At 47.5% G+C, this 23,770-nt stretch carries 15 protein-coding genes; 9 read left to right on the top strand and 6 right to left on the bottom strand.

Features of this window, described 5'->3' with window-relative positions; translation table 11 throughout:
- Positions 1-342: 342 nt before the first annotated feature.
- The 3 genes from Q7P67_RS12420 to Q7P67_RS12410 all read right to left on the bottom strand — a co-directional run bounded on the left by Q7P67_RS12420 (position 343) and on the right by Q7P67_RS12410 (position 4,336).
- Positions 343-999 (bottom strand): hypothetical protein, encoded by a 657-nt coding sequence (locus tag Q7P67_RS12420; protein WP_303852560.1) that lies wholly within the window; start codon positions 997-999, stop codon positions 343-345.
- Positions 1,000-1,121: 122 nt separating this feature from the next.
- Positions 1,122-1,676 (bottom strand): DUF1007 family protein, encoded by a 555-nt coding sequence (locus Q7P67_RS12415; protein ID WP_303852565.1) that lies wholly within the window; start codon positions 1,674-1,676, stop codon positions 1,122-1,124.
- 110 nt (positions 1,677-1,786) lie between these two features.
- Complete coding sequence (locus Q7P67_RS12410; protein ID WP_369696035.1) at positions 1,787-4,336, bottom strand: bifunctional aconitate hydratase 2/2-methylisocitrate dehydratase; 2,550 nt, start codon at positions 4,334-4,336, stop codon at positions 1,787-1,789.
- A 308-nt stretch (positions 4,337-4,644) separates the two neighbouring features.
- Here Q7P67_RS12410 and Q7P67_RS12405 point away from each other — a divergent pair, with 308 nt between their 5' ends.
- Complete coding sequence (locus tag Q7P67_RS12405; protein ID WP_303852557.1) at positions 4,645-6,015, top strand: PAS domain-containing sensor histidine kinase; 1,371 nt, start codon at positions 4,645-4,647, stop codon at positions 6,013-6,015.
- On the opposite strand, the gene Q7P67_RS12400 is transcribed toward Q7P67_RS12405, so the two are convergent.
- Positions 5,990-6,625, bottom strand: coding sequence for a cyclase family protein (locus Q7P67_RS12400; protein ID WP_303852556.1), 636 nt, complete (start codon positions 6,623-6,625; stop codon positions 5,990-5,992). The two genes, Q7P67_RS12405 and Q7P67_RS12400, sit on opposite strands and share 26 nt — an antisense overlap.
- A 231-nt stretch (positions 6,626-6,856) precedes the next feature.
- Positions 6,857-8,245: a class II fumarate hydratase gene (gene fumC / locus Q7P67_RS12395; protein WP_303852555.1), complete on the bottom strand. Its 1,389-nt coding sequence runs from the start codon at positions 8,243-8,245 to the stop codon at positions 6,857-6,859.
- A gap of 190 nt (positions 8,246-8,435) precedes the next feature.
- On the opposite strand from fumC, the gene Q7P67_RS12390 reads away from it, so the two are divergent.
- The 8 genes from Q7P67_RS12390 to Q7P67_RS12355 all read left to right on the top strand — a co-directional run bounded on the left by Q7P67_RS12390 (position 8,436) and on the right by Q7P67_RS12355 (position 18,957).
- Positions 8,436-9,302, top strand: a complete 867-nt coding sequence (locus Q7P67_RS12390) for a fumarate hydratase (protein WP_303852554.1) — start codon at positions 8,436-8,438, stop codon at positions 9,300-9,302.
- A complete protein-coding gene (locus Q7P67_RS12385) occupies positions 9,295-9,879 on the top strand; it encodes a FumA C-terminus/TtdB family hydratase beta subunit (protein WP_303852553.1) in 585 nt (194 codons plus the stop codon). Before Q7P67_RS12390 ends, Q7P67_RS12385 begins: the two co-directional genes overlap by 8 nt.
- A 374-nt stretch (positions 9,880-10,253) precedes the next feature.
- Positions 10,254-12,308 carry a TolC family outer membrane protein gene (locus Q7P67_RS12380; RefSeq protein WP_303852552.1) on the top strand — a complete coding sequence of 685 codons (2,055 nt, stop codon included), beginning with the start codon at positions 10,254-10,256 and terminating at the stop codon, positions 12,306-12,308.
- A 44-nt stretch (positions 12,309-12,352) separates the two neighbouring features.
- A complete protein-coding gene (locus Q7P67_RS12375; protein WP_303852550.1) occupies positions 12,353-12,970 on the top strand; it encodes a transglutaminase-like cysteine peptidase in 618 nt (205 codons plus the stop codon).
- Positions 12,971-12,974: 4 nt separating this feature from the next.
- Positions 12,975-14,900: a LapD/MoxY N-terminal periplasmic domain-containing protein gene (locus Q7P67_RS12370; RefSeq protein ID WP_303852549.1), complete on the top strand. Its 1,926-nt coding sequence runs from the start codon at positions 12,975-12,977 to the stop codon at positions 14,898-14,900.
- Between the two features lies 1 nt (position 14,901).
- On the top strand, positions 14,902-17,043 hold the full coding sequence (locus tag Q7P67_RS12365; protein ID WP_303852547.1) for a type I secretion system permease/ATPase: 2,142 nt from the start codon (positions 14,902-14,904) through the stop codon (positions 17,041-17,043).
- The gene (locus Q7P67_RS12360) at positions 17,040-18,380 is read left to right on the top strand and encodes an HlyD family type I secretion periplasmic adaptor subunit (protein WP_303852545.1); all 1,341 of its coding nucleotides are present in this window, start codon (positions 17,040-17,042) and stop codon (positions 18,378-18,380) included. Before Q7P67_RS12365 ends, Q7P67_RS12360 begins: the two co-directional genes overlap by 4 nt.
- Position 18,381: 1 nt before the next feature.
- Positions 18,382-18,957: a response regulator transcription factor gene (locus tag Q7P67_RS12355; protein ID WP_303852543.1), complete on the top strand. Its 576-nt coding sequence runs from the start codon at positions 18,382-18,384 to the stop codon at positions 18,955-18,957.
- 121 nt (positions 18,958-19,078) lie between these two features.
- Here Q7P67_RS12355 and Q7P67_RS12350 read toward each other — a convergent pair.
- Positions 19,079-23,770, bottom strand: a 4,692-nt coding sequence (locus tag Q7P67_RS12350; protein ID WP_303852542.1) for a VCBS domain-containing protein, incomplete at its 5' end; no start/stop codon positions are given.

The following is a 23,770-nucleotide window of genomic DNA, read 5'->3' as shown; positions in this document are numbered from 1 at the left end:
AAGTTTTTGTCAAGCATTATTGCCCTTTTCTATGATAAAACATTATTTAGATTTTATTTTCCTCACATTGCCAATCTTTTGCAAGTGGATTTTTTTTAACATATAAAATCCGGCATGACAAGCCTCTGAAATCCTTGCCAAGAAAGAACTATAGAATATATTGAATATTTCAATATCAAATTGAAATATTGTTACAAAAATGACGTTTCTATATAAACCTCGTTTTAAAATGGCGCCTTTGCACTTTATAATTAAACGGTGTTTGTCTTCACACAGACTATGACAGAAAAAAACATCATCGGTTCGAAATAACTTATGACTGAGAAGCGGAAGTTTCCCGTTTCAGTACAGAAAATACAGAAGAAACCCCATGAAAGAAAGTGACAGAGCTGAAATTCTGGAAATAAGCAAACGTCTGCCGGCGAAGGCGGAGAGCGCACCCTCTCCGGCATAACCGGCAGCAAAAGCAGCCAGAGCGGTTGTAACCATCATTCCCGCCGTGAGAGCCATTGAACTAGTCAAAGCAAGTACAGGTTTATTCATGGACAGAAAAAAAACACATACGGTAAATGTTGCAGGACAGGGTATCATTCCGGCGATTACAGGAAATAACATGTTACGCTCCGTTTTCTGGCTGCGTTGCCTGAAAGTTGACAAGAAAAGATAAAGCCCGAATATGACAAGCCCAGCCGAACCCACTGCAGCAACCGTACTTCCGTAATGCTCTATCGCAAAACTCAGACGCATTTTTGTCAGATAATACAGTACAAAAACGAGCGCTATTGACATAACGCCGTGAAACAGTCCTGAAAGAGCTCCTATAGCGGCGGCGTTAACACCGCTGATGCCTCCAGAAACCGCATAGGCTGAAACAGCAGCCTTGTTGTGCCCCGGTCCAGCGGCATGAACAGCTCCATATAAAAAAGAAAACAGCATTATTACGCCAATCTGCGCATAACCGCCCATCTCCCTGTAAAGCGCGGCTTTCATGACTATCATATCTCTGATATTGCCCTGCGTCTTTGTTATCAGACCGAACAGGTTCTGACCGCTACTTCCGATTAAGACCTTATATAACGCAATCACCGCCAGTATAATAATAAATAAGGTTACATATTTTTTCATTTTTTGTTCCTTATTGTCACTGCATCCGGACTGACCTGTCCGAAATAATATCTGACTGCAGGAAAAACACCTATTCCGGCAGCCAGTTCCTTTCCGCCGTCACCTGATATTGACGCCCGGATTATCTTTACACTGGAATAATATGAAGGGTCGTAAACAAGGATGTCTGCGCCCACTGCCGGTACCGCCTGCGGCATTTCCAGCCTGAAAACATACGAAAGCCTGCCGCCTGTCACATTTGGCATAAAATCGACTGCTCCGGCGAATTTGATTGTATTCTTTCCGCTTTTGACAAATGTAAAAAATGAACTCTTGCCCAGGTAGTCGAAATAATCCTTACGAAGGGCGGTAATCTCCCCGGCATCTATGCGCCCGTTGCGATTTGTATCGTAATCCATTAAGACCATTGCCGAAAACATTTCATCAAACACCCATTGGCTTTCCAATGCAGTAATACGCCCCTGCCTGGTCTCGACGTTAACTTCCGCATCAATGAAAACATGAGGGTGGGCAGACAGAGGAAGAGCGGGTAAAAATATACACAGCAACATTAACAATGCTTTCATAATAAAAAGATTCCACCGGAGGACAAAAGTTCTGACAAAACATAAAAGCCCGCCGTTTGACGGGCGGGCTTTCGATATCTGAAGGTCAAAAAACCTTAGAATGCTACAGTTTCGACGTATGAAAGTTCAAAATCGCCCATTTTGTCGAATTCGAGATATCTGTATATCTCAGAAGCCTTAGGAGCAACTTTTGTGTTCATATACTCGAAGTATTTATCAACAGAAGGTATTTCACCCAGAACAGCAGCAATGGCTGTCAGCTCGGCAGAACCGAGGAAGACGTTTGCGCCGTCGCCTATTCTGTCGGGGAAGTTTCTCGTTGATGTGGAAAGAACTGTGGCACCGGGAGCAACGCGACCCTGGTTACCCATACAGAGTGAGCATCCGGGAAGTTCAGTTCTTGCGCCGACAGCGGAGAAGATGCTGTAGAAGCCTTCTTCTTTAAGCTGCATTTCGTCCATCAGAGTGGGAGGAGTCAGCCACATGCGTGTTTTGGGATAGGGAGCGCCTTCCCATATTTTGCCAGCAGCGCGGAAGTGACCGATGTTAGTCATACAGGAGCCGATGAAAGTTTCGTCAACTTTTGTTCCTGCAACTTCGGAAAGGAGTTTAACATCGTCGGGGTCGTTGGGACATGCAAGGATAGGTTCTTTAATGTCCGCAAGGTCGATTTCGATTACAGCGGCATATTCAGCGTTCGCATCTCTTTCGAGCAGAACGGGTTTTTTAAGCCATGCCTCGCAGTCTTCGATACGTTTCTGCAGGGTGTTGGCATCCTGATAGCCTGCTTTTATCATCTTTTTCATCAGAGCGATGTTGGATTTGATATAAGCTGCAACGGAAGCCTCGGAAAGTTTGATGGTACCGCCCGCAGCGGAACGCTCGGCAGTCGCATCTGTAAGTTCGAACGCCTGTTCAACTGTGAGGTCGGGCAGACCTTCCATCTCAAGGATGCGTCCGTTGAACACGTTCACTTTATTCTTTTTGGGAACTGTAAGAAGTCCCTGTTTGATTGCCCAGTAGGGGATGGCGTTTACAACGTCGCGCAGGGTTATGCCGGGGTTCAGCTTTCCTTTGAATTTGACAAGGACAGATTCCGGAACGTCAAGGGGCATGAAGCCCAGAGCGCCTGCGAAAGCCACGAGACCGGAACCCGCGGGCAGTGAAAGCCCCATGGGGAAACGTGTGTGGGAGTCGCCGCCTGTTCCCAGAGTGTCAGGGAGCAGAAGTCTGTTCAGCCATGAGTGGATAACGCCGTCGCCGGGGCGAAGCGCAACGCCTTTTCTTGCCGCAACGAAAGCGGGGAGAGACTTGTGCATGGTAACGTCGGCTTTTTTGGGATATGCCGCAGTGTGGCAGAAAGACTGCATGAACATGGGAGAGAGGAACTCAAGGCAAGCGAGTTCTTTGATCTCGTCTCTTGTCATGGGACCAGTCGTATCCTGTGAACCTACTGTTGTCATTTTGGGTTCGCAAGCTGCACCGGGAAGAACGCCCGCAAGACCGCAAGCCTTGCCGATGATCTTCTGAGCCAGAGTATAGCCCTGACCGGGTTTTGCAACAGGATTCTCAGCAAGAGTAAACACTGATATTTCGCCAAGACCGAGAGCAGCCCTTGCTTTCGCTGTGAGCTGACGACCGATGATAAGGTTAAGACGTCCGCCCGCTCTGTATTCATCTTTCAGTGTTGCGGGTTTAACGGTGAAAGTGGAGAGCACTTTACCGGATTCGTCCTTAACTTCGCCTTTTTCAGTATTTATGACGATAACGTCGCCTGTGTTGAATGAGTCAACGTTGCAGACGATGGGCAGACCGCCGGAGTCCTGTGTTGTGTTGAAGAAGATAGGAGCGATAACGTTTCCGATGATTGTACCGCCGTTCTTTTTGTTGGGAACGAAGGGAATTTCTGAACCTATTCTCCACATTACGGAGTTGCAGGCTGATTTTCTTGAAGAACCTGTACCCACAACGTCGCCGACGAAAGCAACTTCGTAACCTTCGGATTTATATTTCTCCATAGTTTCGTTGCCGTCGGGAAATCTTGTTTCGCCCATTGCAAGCGCGTGAAGAGGTATGTCGGGACGGCTCCACGCGTGTTTAGCGGGGGAGAAGTCGTCTGTGTTTATCTCGCCGGATACTTTGTAAACTTTTACTTTGTATTCTTTGCGCAGTTCGGGTTTGGATGTGAACCACTCAGCATCAGCCCATGATTTAAGAACTGCCATGGCGTTTGCATTTGTTTTGGAAAGAGCAACCACTTCGTCGAAAGCTCCATAGACAAGGATGGTCTTTTTAAGGGCTTCGGCAGCGTCCACACCAAGTTCAGAGTCGCTGAGAAGATCAACGAGAGGTTTAACGTTGTAACCGCCAAGCATTGTGCCAAGAAGGAACACTGCTCTTTTTTTGTCGATGAGGGGGGATTTAGTTTCGCCTTTTGCAACTTTTGCAAGCCAGGCCGCTTTAACTTCCGATGCAGGGTCAACACCGGGAGCGACTCTGTTTTCAATAAGGTCCACAAGGTCTTTTGTGGCGGAAGGCTGCTCAAGAAGTTTGCAGACTTCGGCAGTGAATTCGGGTGTGAGAGGCAGAGCGGGGATTCCCATTTTTGCTCTGTCTTCAACCTGTTTCAGGTATTCCTGCATCATTGACATAAACATACTCCTGTATTTAAGGACGCAATACGACCTTTTGTTGTATCAGATTGTATTCTGTATACAATTTTCCCTCGGATTTGTCAAAATGTTTTAGAACATTTTTCTAGTGATTCCGGTTTTAACAGACCTGTTTCACGGATGTTTAACAGGCGTTGCAACTTAAACATTTGTCATATTTGAACTATGAAACATAGCGCACATTTAAACGCTATTATCCTGACGAAAATTTCACTATTAATTCAGAACCTCTATTCAAAACTAATAATTTGTGTCATAATAAATAAAGGTAAATATTTAATATGAGACATATTCTGACATTACTACTGATTTTTGATTCGATGGGGCAGAAAGCGTTTGCACAGAACATTGCAACAGCATCAGGTATGGCAACGCACGCAATCTCTTTTGGTCTTATTCTGATCGTTTTCTTTGTACTGATACTGAAATATTTATCCGAAAAAAAGTCGAACAGACTGCTTCAAAAAGCAAACGACGAGCTTATCGCCGCAAAAAACGCCCTCACCCGCTCGGAACTTCGTTTCACAGCAATGGCAGAGAATCTGGATGATATCATCTGGTTCACAGACACTGAGCTGCGCCGCATGGTATACATAAATAAATCATACGAAAGGATCTACGGAAAATCTGTGGAAAGCCTTTACAACAATCCCGAATCGTACATTGAATGTATCCATCCCGATGATCTGCCGGATCTTACTCTTAGATACAGAAACGTTACGGTTCCGAAAAACAACATAAAACACAGAGTCATAAACAGGCAGACGGGTGAGATACGATGGGTTCTGAGCCGCTATGCACCCGTTAAAAACAGTGACGGTGAAACTGTATTCATCTCAGGAATCATAAGTGATATCACTCCTTTGGTTAATGCTGAAAATGAAAAAGCCGTCCAGAAACAGATAATAGCCCAACAGGCAAAGTTCGCATCGCTGGGCGAAATGATAGGCGCTATATCCCACCAGTGGCGTCAGCCCCTGAACACTCTCTATCTGTATATGCAGCTCATGGAAGAATCCGAAAACAAAGAGGAAATTGCAAAATATATTGAAGACTCAATGAAACTCATCGACCACATGTCTGATACTATTGAAGATTTTCGTGATTTCTTTAAAACCGGAAAACAGCCTGAACCTTTCGATGCTCCGCGCACCGTCACGCAGATACTGCGTATGCTTGCGCCGCAGATGAAAGCAAACAACATCACATACCATGTAAACTGCACCTGCGAGAAGCGTTCGTTCTCCTGCTCTAACAATTTCGACCCAGGCAACCCTCCCTGCAGAAACCTTGTCAGCGGAATTGCAAACGAGTTCAAACATGCAATACTGAACATTCTCCAGAACGCCAAAGAGGCGCTTACCGAACAGAACAGACCGGAGAGGGATATTTATATCGATATGTCCGCAGGCGAAGGGAAATTCACCATCGCCATCACCGACTCGGCAGGCGGCATAGACACCGAGTTTCTCCCCCATATATTCGAAGCGTACTCTTCCGACAAGAAAGAGGGAACAGGCATGGGACTCTATATGACCAAGACCATAATTGAAGACAAGATGAACGGCAGGTTATGGGCGGAAAACACTGAGATAGGCGCGAAGTTCACTATAGAACTGCCCTGCATCAGCTCAGAAACGCAGCAGCCCTGACAGGTGCACCGTCGCCGTCCTTTATATTGAGCGGAAATATCCCTATCTCAAAATCCCTGCCTGAAAGTCTTCCCAGACCTTTCAGGTTTTCGCAGGAAAACATATCTGCGGCAAACAGTATCCTGTGAATATCAAGGTTAACGCAATCCACCGTATCAACAGATATCATATCGCAAGCTACGCCTTTAACACCTGTTGACACAAGAAATTCTGCCGCGGATTCATCCATGACGGGAAAGTTTTCAAAATACTTTTCGTCGCCCCAGTATCTGTCCCATCCGCTGAAAAAAACTGCGATTTTAGAATTCTTCAGTGCAGCTTCATAAGGTTTAAGAACATCTGCCGTGATTTTGCCCTGCACTTCACGGACATCAATGAGACATCCTTTTCCGAAGAGGTCGTTAAGGTCTATCTGAGAAAGGTTTTTTCTGTTCTCAAGAACGTGGGCGGGAGCGTCCATGTGAGTTCCGGTGTGGGACACCATAGTTATGAGCTTTTCCGCAAACCCGTGCTCGGCAACAGTGTTCGCCTGTTTCAGAACAGGCGCTTCCGTACCTGGATAAACAGGCATTCCTTCAGCTATTTCATGTGTAAGGTCAATGATTTTCATAAGCATAAGTTTAAGATAGGCAACCAAGAAAAGTCAAGTGATGTCTTCTCACCACTGTTTAGAAGCGGGCAGTTCAAGGCGGAGTGTATAAGCAGTAAAAACGTCAGGATGACGTTCGTGGAATGAATGAAACCTGCTTTGCAGGGTGAATGAAAGTAACGTGAGCGTAAGAAGGCTATGCCGACTGGAGCGTTAGCGGGATTTCCCAAGGAAGGGAAATCCCGCATAAACTTATTTAGGTCCGGTCATATTCTCAGGCACAACATACTCATCAAACTGCTCTTCCGTAAGAAATCCCAGCTTAACAGCCGCCTCTTTCAGAGTGCTCCTGTCGGCATGTGCGGTTTTGGCTATCTTCGCAGCCTTGTCATAGCCGATGTGCGGATTGAGCGCCGTAACAAGCATCAGAGAGTTTCTGAGGTTGTGGTCAATCTTGTCCCTGTTGGCTTTAATGCCTACTGCGCAATGCTCGTTGAACGAAAGCATTGCATCGGACAACAGCTTAACGGACTGCAGGAAGTTGTAAATTATCACAGGTTTAAATACGTTCAGCTCAAAATTACCCTGACTGGCGGCAAAGCCTATGGTCGCATCGTTTCCGAATACTTGACAGGCGACCATTGTAACAGCTTCCGCCTGAGTGGGGTTCACCTTTCCGGGCATGATGGAACTGCCGGGTTCGTTTTCCGGTATCTCAAGCTCGCCGATGCCGCATCTGGGACCCGATGCCAGCCAGCGGATATCGTTGGCAATCTTCATCATGTTTGCCGCAAGGGCTTTAAGGCTTCCGCTTGCGCCTGTTAGGGCATCGTGGGAAGTGAGTGCCTGAAACTTATTGGATGCGGATTTGAATTTTTTTCCGGTGAATTTAGATATCTCCTCCGCCGCCATAACGGAGAGTTTCGGGTGGGCGTTAAGACCTGTTCCCACTGCGGTTCCGCCGATGGCAAGCTCGCGCACATGTTCAACAGCCTCTGTTATCTGACGGACGTTCGTGTCCAGCATGGCGACGTAGCCGGAAAACTCCTGTCCCAAAGTCAGCGGAGTAGCATCCTGAAGGTGTGTTCTGCCTATTTTTACTATTCCTGAAAACTCCTCGGATTTTGCCGCCAGAGTGTCCCGCAGAACAGATATCGCGGGCAGAAGGTCGTCCTCGACAGCGATTACAGCCGCGATGTGCATTGCCGTGGGAAAGGTGTCATTTGAGCTTTGGGACATGTTGACGTGATCGTTGGGATGGGTCAGTCTTTCTGTGCGGAAATCGCCGCCTAAGATTTCAGTGGCGCGGTTTGCTATAACTTCGTTTAAATTCATATTGGTCTGGGTACCGCTTCCCGTCTGCCATATGGCAAGGGGAAACTGACCTTCGAGCTGCCCGCCGAGAATTTCGTCGCAAGCCTTTGTTATAGCTTCACATTTCTGTTCATCCAGCTTACCCAGACGGTTGTTCACCACCGCAAGCGAACGTTTGAGCACTGCAAATGCGCTTATGAGGTTTGCGGGCATCTTTTCCCAGCCTATCTTAAAGTTCTCAAGGCTCCTCTGTGTCTGCGCCGCCCAGTAAACATCTATCGGAACGTCGATTTCTCCCATAGTGTCCTTTTCTTTCCTGTACTGCATAACAGCCCCCGAATTATTTATATCATTAAGTATACTATAAGCCTCTTTTTTCTCCATAGAAATAGTTTATAATCGGATTTTAAAACTCCGTTCAATAAATATCCTTGTTTTTTAGGTTCGTTTTGAGTAATAATATCGGGTATTTTGGTTAACATTAGGGCAAAACCAATAAATCTATTGCGAGGTGGCTATGGAACTCAAAAACGCAATGCTTGAGCTGATCCGCAGAGCTTCCACCGATCTTTCCCCCGACGTGGAAGCGGCTCTCGTACAGGCATACGACAGAGAGGACGAAGGCACTCCCGCCAAAAGCGTTTTCGGAACAATCCTTGAAAACGTGAAACTGGCAAGAGAAGCATCAACCCCCGTCTGTCAGGACACAGGTTCGGTGATCATGTACATCGATTTCCCCGTGGGACATTCTGAAAAAGTTTACAAAGAGGCTGCCGAGGCGGCTGCAATGGAAGCGACAAAGCTCCAGTATCTCCGCCCCAACGCCGTTGACCCCATCACAGGCAAAAACTCCGGCAACAACGTCGGCGTGAACGCTCCCTACCTTCACTTCCATCAGTGGGACAAGGATGAGGTAAGAGTCCGCCTTATGCTGAAAGGCGGCGGTTCAGAGAACGTCGGCGCACAGTATAAACTTCCCGACACCGCTCTTAAAGCGGGACGCGACCTGAAAGGCGTTAAAAAAGTCGTTATCGACGCTGTGAACAAAGCACAGGGTCAGGGCTGCGCACCCGGTATCATCGGTGTGGGCATCGGCGGCGACAGAGTGACGTCCTATGCGCTTTCCAAAGAGCAGTTCTTCCGCAAACTGGGCGAGCCCAGCGCAAATTCCGACCTTGCCGCTCTTGAAAAAGAGCTTTACGAAGACCTTAACAAGCTGAACATAGGTCCCATGGGCTTCGGCGGAAAAACGACCTGCCTCGGCGTGAACGTTGCCGCACAGCACAGACACCCCGCAACTTTCTATGTTGCAATTTCATACACCTGCTGGGTGTACAGAAGAAAACAGATGATCATCAAAGGAAGCGAGGTGACCTATGATTAAGCTGACAACACCCATTTCTGAGGAAACCGCAAGATCTCTGAAAGTGGGCGACGAGGTTCTGCTTTCAGGCACAATCGTAACCGCAAGAGACGCTGCGCATAAACTTATGGTCGAAGAAAAACCGGATTTTCCCCGTCCCTATATGAAAGACGGTGTGATATATCACTGCGGTCCCGTTGTTAAGAAACACGAGGACGGTTCATACAGCTTCGTTGCTGCGGGTCCCACAACCTCCACCCGTGAAGAGCCTTATCAGGCTGCGGTCTGCGAGGAATACTCCGTAAGAGCCGTAATAGGCAAAGGCGGAATGGGCCCCAAAACACTTGAAGGTCTGCAAAAGGTCGGTGCCGTTTACCTGCACGCTGTGGGCGGCGCGGGAACACTCATCGCCAAAAGATGCACAAAGGTCGAGACTGTCTTCAAACTGGAAGAGTTCGGCACCCCCGAAGCCTTCTGGGTGATTCAGGTCGAAGATTTCCCCTGTGTCGTAACCATGGACAGCCACGGCAACTCACTCCACAAAGAGATAGCCGCAAAGTCCGACGAAATAGCAAAAGAACTAATGGGGCTGAAATAAACGCCTTTTTAAAGCCCGCCTGTCACGGCGGGCTTTTTTCTTTATGGTACTAATCACATCCGCTCAATAAAAAACCGCAAAAAAAATTTCAGCCTACAATTTCTGATAAGTAAATATTTTTTAAACCGGACACATTGTCTCCACAAACTACTATACCCACAATTATTACCACATTGGACGTATTACAGAAATATTAACTTATCGTTTCCAAATACCTACCATTAATGGTAGTTACAATCACCGTAATCACTGTCAAACAAGAACTTTTTTCAGAAAACAGGACTTTATTATTCATAAAACCTATGGTATAGATACTTTAATGTTGTATGACTCATGCGGTCAGAACATTTACTTATTTAATTAAAGAGGTTCCAATGTCTGTCTCTCTTCGTTCACTAATTATCGCGGCTGCGGTGCTGGTTACACTGCCTTCATACGCCGCAGATAAAAGCGCTGTAAAACTTAAAGACGTAATATCTGAGATATCTAAAACAAGCCCTGAGATACGGGAATCCGTTAACGTTTACGACTCGCTGAAAGCCGAGCTTAAAATGGCGAAAACAGGCTATAACCCTGTTATCTCGGCATATCTATCCGGCGGAAAGGAGATCACCGACGGTGTTGACACTGACGGCAAACGGGAAGACCTGAACGCCACTACTGCCAGCATCAGCCTTAAACAGAACGTATTCAACGGAAACGGCACCAGAAACTACGTGCGGGAAACCGAGGCAAGGGTAATGTCCGCCTCATACGACGTTCTGAACGTTGCAAATCAGGTCTTTCTTTCGACAGCAGAAGCATACGTCACCGTTCTGCAGGAAAAAGAGCTTCTGGACATCGCCTTTGAAAACGTGACGACACAGGCGCAGATACTTGAGCAGATACAGGAGAAGACAAAATCCGGCTTCGGAAAGATATCCGACCTTACAAACTCTCAGGCAAGACTGGCTCTCTCCCGCGCAAACTACATCTCCCAGCAGCAGAACCTTAAACAGGCTCTGGTCAAATTCCACAGACAGACGGGACGCTTCATTAAAGCAGAAGAGCTTGAAATACCGGAAATGACCTATAAACTCCCCGGAAACGTTGACGAGATGGTGGACATCGCCTTCGTTAACTATCCTGCAATAAACGTTGCCGACTATAATATAGTATCCAAGAAATACGGCAAAAAACGCGTGAACGCACAGTATTACCCCATAGTGGACTTTGAACTGAAGGCTACCCATAACAACAACACAGGCGGAGACGAAGGGTCCACCGACATCCAGTCCGCAATGCTCTCGCTGAACTATAACCTTTACGACGGCGGAAAACGCGGTGCGGAAAAACAGCTTAAAACAGCAGACATGATGAAGGAATATGAAAGAAGCTATATAGAGCGCAGAAACCTTATCGAAGCGGTTCGTCTGGCATGGAACATAAAAGAAGCGGAAGAGATGAAGATGCCGTTTCTCAAAGACTACGTTGACCTGACGCGAAAGACAAGGGATGCGTTTCTTGAAGAAAACAGGCTCGGACGAAGAAGCCTCACCGAAGTTCTCAACATGGAGAACGATTACAACACATCTAAAACCACTCTGGCCAGATCAAAATATACAGTCATGATCGCCTATTTCAGACTTCTGCAGGCAACAGGCGTTCTTATGGGCGAATATGACGATGCGCTGACAAAAAAGGTCGGTCTCACCCAAAAAATAAAACTGAACACTCTTGAAGAATACGGAAACCTTGACCACAACAGGGACAGGGACTCTGCCGACGACAGAAATGATCAGTGCCAGCAGTCTGTTAACGCTGATAATGCTCCTTATGGATGCGACAGCACGGAAGGACTAGAAATTGGCTACAGGATACCTGATAAATTCGACCCCTATATAAAACCGCAGAACAGCAGCGATTCTCTTGAAAGTCTTCCCGCAGTCCAAGGCGGAACAAAAACAGTGGTGACGGCAGACAGTCTCGGTCTTCCGGAGACACTTCCCGCAGCCGAATCCCTGCCCTCAGCCATCCCGTCAAAAAGAGCGGCAGTAAAGATTCCGGCAGAACGCGGTAAAAAACTGATAGACCCGACTCTCAGCGAGCAGTCGGTTATTTTCACCGGCAGCTCTTTCAAACCCGGAAGTTTCGAACTTAATGATGAGGCGAAAGCAAAGATAATCCGCATCGCAAAGGAACTGCGCGGGATAAAAGAACCTTATACTCTTAAAATTTACGGACACACGGACAACAGTCTTCCGGAAGAACAGAGCAAAGAGGTAACAAAACTCATGGTTATTAAAGTTCACTCTATATTTTTAGAGATGGGGATTCCGAAAAGTGTTATGCTGGGATACGGCAAGGGCAGCAGTATGCCCGTTGCCCCCAATGATTCGGATTCATCCAGAGCCAAAAACAGGCGGATAGAGCTGAAAATAATAAAATAATTGCAGGTGTTATGCGTTTAGCAACTTTGACGTGCACAATACCGTTGATTGCCATACTTATCTTCGGCAGTATCGCTGCCGCGTCAAAGTTTCACGTTCCGGAGAACGTCTACTCGCAGTATGTAAAGAAATACGGTCAGCAGGCGGAAACAAGGCTAGACTCGCTTCTGGCGCTTATGGACGGGCTGAGCGAAGCCACCGACGACAAGAAGGTTATAGAGGTAAACAGGTTTTTCAATCAGGTACAGTACCAGACTGATATGAAAACATGGGGGCAGAGCGACTATTGGGCAAGCAGACTGGAATTTCTCGGCATCGGTGCAGGCGACTGCGAAGACTACGCCGTTTCAAAGTTCCTGACGCTCATACAGCTTGGTATTCCGCAGGAAAAACTTTTCCTTACATACGTTAAGCGGGGCGCGGAATCGCACATGGTCGTAACCTACTACAAAGAACCGAACACGGTTCCCTTTGTTCTGGACAACTACGACAAGTCCATACAGCCGGCAACGAAGAGAACAGACCTGTCGCCAGTTTACAGCTTCACGGCAAACGACCTCTTTCTGCAAAAGCAGCAGGGTCTTGGTAAAAGGGTTGACCCGTCGCAGTCGAAAAACCTGAACAAACTTAAAGCTATAGATCTTGAGATAATGAAGAGGTAGGCAGATGACACTTTTCAGACAGATTCAGCTTCTTATCACATCAATTTTAATAATAATGCTCGCCGCGGTGCTGAAGATAAACTTTGACAACACCACGGAATTCATACGCAACCAGATGTATTCAAACGCAAAGAACACCGCAAACTCGATGTCTCTGTCTTTAAGCCCCTTCACGGCTGACAAGGCTATGATGGCGACCATGATAAATGCGATGTACGACGGCGGTTATTTCGAAGAGATAAAACTGACGGGAATGGACGGTAAAGACATCTATAAGGTCAGCCAGAAGCCTAAAATAGAGGGCGTTCCGGCGTTTTTCGTAAACCTTGTGAATCTGGAAACCCCCGCCGCTGAAGCACAGGTTTCAAACGGATGGAACATAGCGGGCACACTCACCGTTAAAGGGCACCCCGGACTCTCATATATCCAGCTATGGGACAGTTTCAAATACCTCTGCATCTCATTCCTCATCATAGGAGCCATCGCGGTGGTGGTAAGCCATTTCATACTGAAACTGCTTCTCTCCGCCCTTGTGAATATCCGCAAACAGGCTGTTGCCATCGGAGAGAACGAATTTATAGTAAATAAAAAAATACCGCGTACACCTGAACTGAAACAGGTGGTAACAGCAATGAATCAGATGACCGAGAAGGTTCAGTCCATATACAACAGAGAGATAGACACCCTGAAAAAATATCAGGAACTGCTTTACAGAGACCAGCTTACCGGACTTTACAACCGCAAATACTTTGTGAACAAGCTGAACGAATATATTGAATCTGAATCCTCAAACTCCGACGGTGAGGTGGCGATAATCTCTTTCGAGGGAATCGACAACGCGATATCCGAAATAGGACACCCGAACATGCGACCCTTTTATGACGCTGTGGCAAAATATATGAACGGAAACCTTTCATCCGAAGGCTTCCTCCCCGCCTGCTTTAACAGACAGGAGTTCGCAGTAATAATGCCAGCAGCAACACTTGAACAGTCGGACGAAAAACTGAGGCAGTTCGTCAGATGGGCGAACGAACTTATAGCAGCCGACAGCAAGATATCGGGTATAATCAGCGTTAAAGCCGGTATAGCCGCATACAGATACGACGAGAACACAGCAAAGGTGCTCTCCAAAGCAGACTACGCCCTTACGGTGGCTAAGAGCCTTGAACACGGCGACATCAGCCGCTTCAACGACAGCTCAAACCAGATGGTGCTCGGAAAACTTGAGTGGAAGAACATGATAGAGACCGCCCTTGCCGAAAACAGATTCGTGCTCACCTCTCAGGCGGTCAAATCCCCCACTGGAGAACTGCATCAGGAGATTTTCGTCAACCTGAAAGATGAAAATGGCAACATCCAGCGGGCAGGATTTTTCATGCCGATGGTGGTTAACCTTAACCTCGCAAACAATCTGGACAGATACGTCCTTGAAAAGTCCACAGAGTACCTTACCGCAAACGAGGACAGCACTCTGGCGATAAATATAACCGACGTATTCCTGAACGACAGGGCGTCCTTCTCATGGTTCCGTCAGCTTCTGCTGAACAACAAGCACCTTAAAGAAAGAATGACATTCGAGATATCCGACAATGCCATCAACAACAACGCCGATATCTGTCTCGACTTCGCCGGACTCATCAAAGGTCTGGGCTTCACTTTCGGTGTGGACAGATTTGTAATGAGTCCCAAGTCACTTGAAAACCTGCAGAAACTGAAACCGAACTACATAAAGATTGACTACGACTACCTCATCGGTGCGGCGGATGCCGACACGGCTCTGAACTCGCTCCAGACAATCACGGAGAGCCTCGGAATAAAGCTCATAGCCACAAAGGTTGAAAATCAGGAGCTTAGAAACGCGCTTGCAAGTAAAAACATCAAATACTTCCAAGGCAGAGGCGTAGCAGAAATAACACCGCTGGATAAATAAAATGAACAGAGATATCGCTATCGACCCTTTAATGCAGTGTCTTGTGACGCTGACAAAGCTGAACAACAAACCCGCCAGCGCAGAGGCGCTTGCATACGGGCTGCCGCTTGACCCCGACCAGAAGAAGCAGTCACTCTTCACAATAGAGGGCGCGAAGTCAAACTTCTCCCGTGCGGCGGCACGAGCAGGTTTTAACTCCAAGCTGGCGAAGCGCGAACTGAACGAGATACCAAGCGTTGTGCTTCCGGTCATTCTCCTTCTGAAAAACCAGAGCGCGTGCGTGCTCACAGACATAGATTTCGAAGCCGGCGTGGCTGAAATAATCATACCCTCCATAGACGAGGAACCGCAGGAAATAACCATAGAAAAACTCTCCGAAGAATACATGGGGTTCTGTTTCCTGCTGAAAAGGGTATTCAAACAGGACATTATGGATGCAGCGAAAGAGGAGAAACAGGAGGAGAAACACTGGTTCTTCGGCACCCTTTGGCGCTTCCGCGACCTCTATGTGAACGTTATCCTCGCCTCTCTTATGATAAACATTTTCGTAACGGTCAGCCCGCTTTTCACAATGAACGTTTACGACAGGGTAATCCCGCACAACGCAGTGGACACCCTCTGGGTGCTTGCTACAGGTGTGTGCATAATCTATCTGTTCGACATAACCATAAAATATCTGCGAACATATTTCCTTGAGGTCGCAGCGAAAAAGAGTGACGTTATCCTTTCGTCCATGATATTTGAACAGGCATTGAACCTGCGTATGAAGGAGAAACCGAAATCGGTAGGCTCCTTTGCCAGCAACATAAAAGAGTTCGACAGCATCCGGTCGTTCTATGCCTCAACGGCGATAACGGCTTTTATAGAACTGCCGTTCGTGCTCATTTTCCTGATAGTTATCTACTATATCAGCGGTCTTCTGGTACTCATTCCCATGTTCACCATGGCTCTTATAATCGGATACAGTCTCTTCATCCGAAAACCCCTTGAACGCAGTATAGAGAGCACATACGAATCGTCCGCAAAACGCAACGGTCTGCTTATAGAATCGCTCTCCAACCTTGAGGCGATAAAAACTTTCAACGCCAGCAGCTACATCCAGTGGAACTGGGAAGAAAGCACAGGCGACATCGCCACAAAAAGCGTAAAATCCCGTATGCTTTCAAACTCGCTGACTTCCGCATCCGCCTTTCTGGCACAGATCGGAAGCGTCGCGGTGGTCATTGCGGGCGTATACCTTATAAAAGAGGGCGAGCTGACCATGGGCGCACTAATAGCAACTGTCATGCTCTCGTCCAGAACCATAGCCCCAATGTCTCAGGTGGCTTCACTGCTCACCAACTACCAGCAGATGCGTACCTCACTCTCGCAGCTTAACGCCCTTATGGAAAAGGACGTGGAGCGCCCCGAAAAGAAAGGCTTCCTTCGCCGCCCGATATTCGAGGGCGCAATAGAGTTCAACGACGTTACTTTCAGCTATCCCGAAGAACCGCAGCCGGCACTTAAAAATATTTCGTTCAAGATAAACCCCAAAGAGCGCGTGGGTATAATCGGCGCAGTGGGTTCAGGCAAATCCACACTGAGCAAGCTGATTCTTGGGCTGTACGATCCCGACGAAGGCAGTATCTTCATTGACGGCATCGCTTGCAAGCAGATAGACCCGGCAGACCTTCGCCACAACATAGGCTATGTACCGCAGGATGTTACGCTGTTTTCAGGCACCATCCGCGATAACATTATCTTTAAAGCGCCGCACAGCGACGACAACGCAATAATCCGAGCGGCGCAGATTGGAAACGTAATATCATTCAGCAACAAACATGCACTGGGGCTGGATTTTTATGTAGGCGAAAAAGGCTCAAACCTCTCAGGCGGACAGAGACAATCCGTTGCCGTCGCAAGGGCAATGCTGACGGAAAGTTCCATCGTACTTATGGATGAACCGACTAATTCCATGGACTTCGCATCCGAAAACAAGGTCATTGAGAACCTTAAAAACGCCACACAAGGTAAAACAACGATAATCATTACACATAAACCGTCAATCCTTTCCATAGTTGACAGAATCATCGTTATGGACAATGGAACCGTTGTTATGGACGGACCCAAAGATGAAGTGATGAAAAAACTGGGGGGCAAATGATGAACAAAGACAAAAAAAGCCGCCTCAGCGCGGAAGACATAGAATTTATGAAGAGTCTTAACGCCGCTGTTCTGCAAAAAAGCTCATCAAAAATGAACCGGATGCTCTACATAATCGCGGCACTGATAATAATCTTCATCATCTGGGCGAGCCTGACCTCTCTGGACGAGCTTACCCGCGGACAGGGCAAGGTTATACCAAGCAACCAGATTCAGGTTGTTCAGAACCTTGAAGGCGGCATAGTCCGTAAACTGCTGGTGCGGGAAGGCGACAGGGTCAAAAAAGACCAGATTCTCCTTGAAATTGACGACACAGGATTCGGAAGCTCATATAAAGAGGGTGAATCCAAATATTACGAACTGAAAGTGCGTATCGCCAGACTTCAGGCAGAGGCGTCCGGTAAACCAATGGAAGTTGACCCGGAAATCAGAAAAAACAACCCGAATCTGGTCAATGCGGAAGAAAACCTTTACAACATCAACAGGCAGAGGCTGGACAGTGAACTGCAGGTACTTCAGGCAAGGCTTTCACAAAAGCAGATGGAATATTCCGACGCGCAGAACCGCATAAAAAATCTTAACCAGAGCAAGGCACTCATTCAACAGGAGATGTCCCTCACAAAACCGCTCTACGAAAAAGGACTGGTTTCTGAGGTTGAATATATTCAGCTCCGCCAGAGACTTCTGGAAAACCAAAATGAACTGGAATCACAGCATAACACCATGAGTTCCGCCATGTCAAAGATTGCCGAAGCAAGGAACATGATAAACGAACAGATGGTAAAATTCCGCAGCGATGCGCAGGATCTGCTGAGCCAGAACCTCGCGGAACTGAACAGAACGTCCGCAACTCAGGTTGCACTTGAAGACAGGGTAAAACGTACGCAGGTACGCTCACCCGTTGACGGAACAGTCAAACAGATACTGGTGAACACTGTGGGCGGCGTTGTTAAGCCCGGAATGGACATAATGGAGATAGTGCCCGGCGAAGATACCCTGTTTGTCGAAGCAAAAATTAAACCATCAGACATAGCCTTTATATATCCGGGGCAGGAGGCGATAGTTAAATTCACAGCCTATGATTACGCCATATACGGAGGACTCAAAGGCAAGGTGACACACATCAGCGCCGACACCATCGAGGACGAAAAGAAAGAAAGCTACTACCTTGTCCGTGTTAAAACCGACAAGAGCTACATAGGCGAAGCAGACAACAAAAAACAGATCATCGTTGGAATGACAGCCATGGTGGACATAGTTACAGGCAAAAAAACCGTTATGCAGTATCTGCTTAAACCCATCTTACGGGCTAAGTACAATGCACTGCGGGAGAGATAAAATGATAATAGCAGTTAGCTGCGACAGAAATTTCTGCCGCACAGTTTCAGACATCTTCGGACAGAAGGATACAGTTTCCGTGGGGCTCGTCACCAGCCTGAAAGGCAGACACGAGGTTTCGGCAACAGACGTTGCCATACTTGATCTGCCCTATCTGACCCCTACTGAGATTGCGAATATCCCTTGCAGGGTTGTGATACTGACATCCGTGCCAAAATTTGACGAGGCGCTCAAAATGCTTAAAATGGGCGTTAAGGCATACGGCAACAGGATGATGCACCCCGACAACATGAAGCAGATGGTCGCCGCCGTAAGAACGGGGCAGATATGGCTGCCGCCGGATATTGTGAACAGGCTGATAAACGTTCTGCCTGCCGACCACACACCACTGAACTATACGGAAGAACTCTCCGAGAGGGAAACTGAGGTCGCTAAACTGGTCGCACAGGGAAAAAGCAATCAGGAAATAGCCGATATCCTGAGCATCACCGTCCGCACGGTCAAGGCACACCTGACATCCATCTTCTCAAAGACAGGTCTTCGCGACCGTCTGGCTCTGGCTCTGCACTTTAAATAAACAATTATCTCCCACAGCTTATTACCTTTTTGAATTCTCAAACCTTCTATCTGCATACAAACAAAAAAGACCGCATCCTCAGGGATGCGGTCTTTTAATTTAGTTCTTTGTTTACAGCATATTAGCCAATCTGGTTTCCGTCATCTGTAAACACTTTAAGTTTATGATCGTCGTTGTTTACCTCTATACAGACCTCGTTTCCGTTGATATCCGCACAGTAGGTATTATTCCCCACAGCTTTCCAGTCTCCCGAAAGCACCAGTTTGTCGCCCTCTCCTCCTGATATCTGGAGGGTATGGGTATCAGTATCGGAAATACTGAGAACATCGGATGCCGTCAGTGTTACTGTCTGCTCTTTGCTGTCGTTGTTCATCTGGATTGCGTCAAGATCCTGCAGTCCGCTGAAATCCAGATCATTTGAGTTTGCATCGCCGAATACGGCAAATACGTTGTCATTATCTGCTGTCGCCTCAGCGGAAACAGGCTGTACATAGTATGCACTGCTTGAACTGCCGTTGAAAACAACGTGGCTGATTCCGCTTTCGCTTGTGACAACTATCTCACCGCCGGAGGTAGGCATTGAATAGTAAGTGCTGTGTCCTTCCGTATCATACACTGTGTAGCCGCTTCCGCTCTTAACAGTGCCAGATATCTCAAACTTGGCGCTGGTAACGTCGTCGCTGTCAAAGTTGAACGTAAGGCTCTCACCTTTGCCTACACCGTTATTTCCGACACCGTAGCCACTGGTGCTCTCGTAAACCGTGCCGGAAGCTGCAATGCTGAAATCACCGACACTATCGACAATATGATTGGTTGTCAGACTGAGTGAGCCTGCATAATCCTCGCCATTGACCTCAAATTTGTACTGCAGCAGAGAAGTTATGTCTGCATCCACATCTGTTCCGGCGGTGAAAACATAGGTACCGTCTGAATTTATCACCAGGGAACCATTCTCGCCAAGGGAGATGGTCTGCTGGTCTGTGTCGGAGAACGAATATTCATGCCCTGCATAGTACACGGCAGTCAGATTCGCCGTCAGATTGGCAGGGATGTCCACATCGTTGAAAACGCTGCTTTCTCTGCTGTTCTGCTCTGCAGCAGCCGAGATGTCCGCATTGAGAGTATCGTCTGGAACAACCAGAACGTTGTCCAGATATCCCTCTCCGTCTGAACTCCATGCGACTATCTGAAGCTGCTGGCTGTCTGTACCGGAACCGATGCCGACTGAGTAAACTTCATCAATATCTGTTTCGCCGAGCCAAGCTCTCCATTGAGTAAGCTCAGTGCTGTTTATCTTATAATCTTCACTGGAAGGCGCACCGTCCGAAACGAAATATGCATGAGTATAATCGGCTTCGGGAGCTGTTGAAGAGCTATAAGTGGTCATCAGTTTGCTCAAAGCATCGTCATAATCTGTATAACCGTTGTCATTAAGAGAGTTCAGAATACTTTTAGCCTGATCAACCGTAAGCCATACACTTCCGCTCACTGTCTTTGATGTTGCGTCTGTGGAAAAAATTATTATCTGAATTCCACCGATATCGCCCTTTTCGTCATATTTATCAATAAGCTCAGACAGTGCCTGCTTGAGCACATCAAGTCTTGAATCTCCTTCGGAGGTGATCGTATCACCCATACTTCCGGAAACGTCTATCATAAACAGAAGGTTTGCCACAGGAACTGAAGTATGTCCCTCGCTGATAACAAGATTTCCTGTAGAAACACTTACGTCGTCTGCCCCGTTAATAGTAACGGTGAGCACCGCTTCATCGGTAGACGTGCCGTCGGAAAGGGTATATGTGAAATCTTCGGTAATTGTGTCGCCCTTGTTTACAGTATCAAGTTCAGAGCTGTCGTTGTCCAGTTCATAGCGGTAAGATCCGTCCTCTTTGATATAAAGAGTGCCGTATTCGCCCTTAACCGCAGTTTCGCCTGTTGAGGCAACCGCAGTGCCTTCAACAGAGGATATGAACAGGTTTGAAGTGGAAGTGTCGCTGTCGTAATCCGCACCCGTTCCAGTTATAAGGTTTCCTGTGGCTATAGATGCGCTAAGGTCGGCAGAGTATCCTGAATCCACAACGTCAACAACAGCAACCTGAGGATCTGTAGTGCCTGTGGGAGTTATCAGCAGTCCGTCGATATCCTCCGCAGCAACCGTCCATGTGCCGTCGCCGTTGTCCGTTCCGGCACTGAGTATACCGTCCACCACTGAAAGCACTACATAGCCGTCGTCTGTAAGAGCCTGGCTGGTCTCAACATCCACAACGTATTCGTATGAGCCTGTTGAAACGCCGCCGAAACGCACCTCTTCAATATTGTTCAGGACTATGGTGCCTGTGAACGTACCGTCTTTCGAATATACGCTTATGTTAGAATTATATGCTGTGAGGTCGCCGGAACCGATCTCCACCACGTTGCCGTTTACCACAAATGTGTAATCGGAAGCAGAACCCGGGAGCACCACGATGTCGTGGTCATTTCCGCCGGACATCTCGCCGCCGTTGATATTGACCGAGCCGCTGTTCGTGCCCGACAAATAAACAACGTCATTGCCGCCGCTCAGGTTCACATTCACCTGTATCCCTCTTGCCACGTCGCCAATCTCTATATAAGAGCTGGTATTAGAGGTATTGCTAAGCGCAAAGTTGCTGCTGACACTGTTTATAAGTACGTACTCCCCTCCGACTGTCGCGTTCTGATTGTTCGGATCGGGAACAATGACTCTTGCCTCGCCAAATCCCATTGACGAAGGAGATATGTCCTCGTTTTCACCGGAGGAGACAACCTCTTTGGAAACAAACGCCAATCCAGTTATATCAACGTCATTGACCTCTGTCACAGCGGCGGAATCGTCAACTGCAACAGGCGGCTCGTATGTTTCAACGACATCCACAACCTTCATGCTCACGGAAACCGGATCGCTGTAAAGCCCGGAAGAATCCATAACCCTTATATTAAACACCCTGTCGTCCGTTCTGGGTGTTTCGGATGTATTTTCATACATAACAGCCTTAGCAGCCTCCTCGTATACTGAGAAGGGAAGTGCCTCGGTACTGGTGAAAGTCACGGTACCGTTGCTTATAGTATATGTTATGCCTTCGGGGAGCTTTGATTCATCTACGGTTATCTTATCTTCCGCGGAATAGAAAGCATCCATATACACTTTCATCTGTTTTGCCTCTGTGCTGTCAACATCCGTAACATTCATGTTTGAGAAGACATACACAGGACCATCGTTTTCGGTGTATACCATCGGGCGCTCTGTAACGTTTATAACAAGGTCATTGAAATCACCGTCATATCCGCCAGTTCCGTAAAACAGATCTTCAATGCCGATGCTGCCGTCAGCGTTCGTAACAAAATGGTCTATTCCGTCCGCGTTAAGCGATTCGTCGGAATAGAATACGTTCTTGCCTGTTGCTGTTCCGTCCAGAAGCAAAGTGGGATTTCCGTCGGCACCTATGCTGAACGAAACTTCGCCACCTGCAAAGTCTGAACCTACATTGGTGACGATGAAGAACTGAACATCCTCGCCCTGATATGTTGCAAGCAGCTCGTTTACAGCAGCTTTGTCGGAATTGAGCAATATCAGCTCGCCCGCAACGGGGTTGCCATCTTCGTCAGTGGTATAGATACCAAGAGCGTTGGTGTATCCGGCTCCGTCTGAAACAAACGTTACATCGCTTACATTGTTGTCAACCTCGACAACAGGCTTGTCGGCAGAACCGGTCACGGTGATATTGACATAGCTGACGGAGGTTGCTCCCTCGCTGTCCGTAACGGTGTATTCCACCCTGAAAGTCTCTTTCTGTCCTTTCTCAAGGTAATCATACCCTGTGCTGGCATCAATGCTGACCATGTTTGTGGCAGAGTCAAATTTGAAGCCGACAGGCAGATCCTGCCCTTCGGAAATAGCAAAGGTAAGGTCTGTGCTGTCTGGGTCAATTGCAAGGAGCGACACTCCCGAACCGGCTTTGTTCTCAACAGCGCTGATTCCGACTTCGTGTATTTCAGGCGCATCGTTTGTGCCGTTTATCTTTACAGTAACTGAAGTTTCTGTGCCGTCAGCCGCTGCTACTTTAAATGTCTCCGTATAAGAATCCCCTACGTTAAGCTCATTGAATGCTGAACTGGTTGTAAACTTCCAGTTTCCTTCGGCGTCTATGCTGAACTTGCCGTATGATCCCTGCGTATCTGTCTGTGCTACAAACTCGGCTGCGCTGTCTATATCTGTTATTGAAAGAACACCGCCTGTTGTAAGGATTGCGTTGGTTTCTGTAAGGTCTTTAACGTCGGAGCTTACTACAGCAGCATCGTTAGTACCTGTGATATTGACGGTAACTGTAGTCTCTGTTCCGTCGGCAGACCTTACTGTAAACGTCTCCGTTACAGTCTCGCCCTCTGCAAGGCTGTTCATATTCGTGTCGGTTACATAAGTCCATGTTCCATCGGTGCCGATGCTGAACTTGCCGTATGTGCCTTGAGTATCTGTCTGCGCTACAAACTCGGCTGCACTGTCTACGTCAGTGATTGAAAGAACACCGCCAGTTGTAAGGATTGTGTCTGACTCAGTAAGATTGACTGTGTCAGAGCTTACTACAGCAGCATCGTTAGTACCTGTGATGTTTACTGTGACAGTTGTTTCTGTTCCGTCAGCAGACCTTACTGTGAACGTTTCCGTTACAGTCTCGCCCTCTGCAAGGCTGTTCATATTCGTGTCAGTTGCATAAGTCCATGTTCCATCGGTGCCGATGCTGAACTTGCCGTATGAGCCCTGAGTATCTGTCTGTGCTACAAACTCGGCTGCACTGTC

It is taken from the genome of Seleniivibrio woodruffii (genome assembly GCF_029267515.1).
GTDB classification, from domain to species: Bacteria; Chrysiogenota; Deferribacteres; order Deferribacterales; family Geovibrionaceae; genus Seleniivibrio; species Seleniivibrio woodruffii_A.
This window is presented reverse-complemented; position numbering and strand designations above follow the sequence as displayed.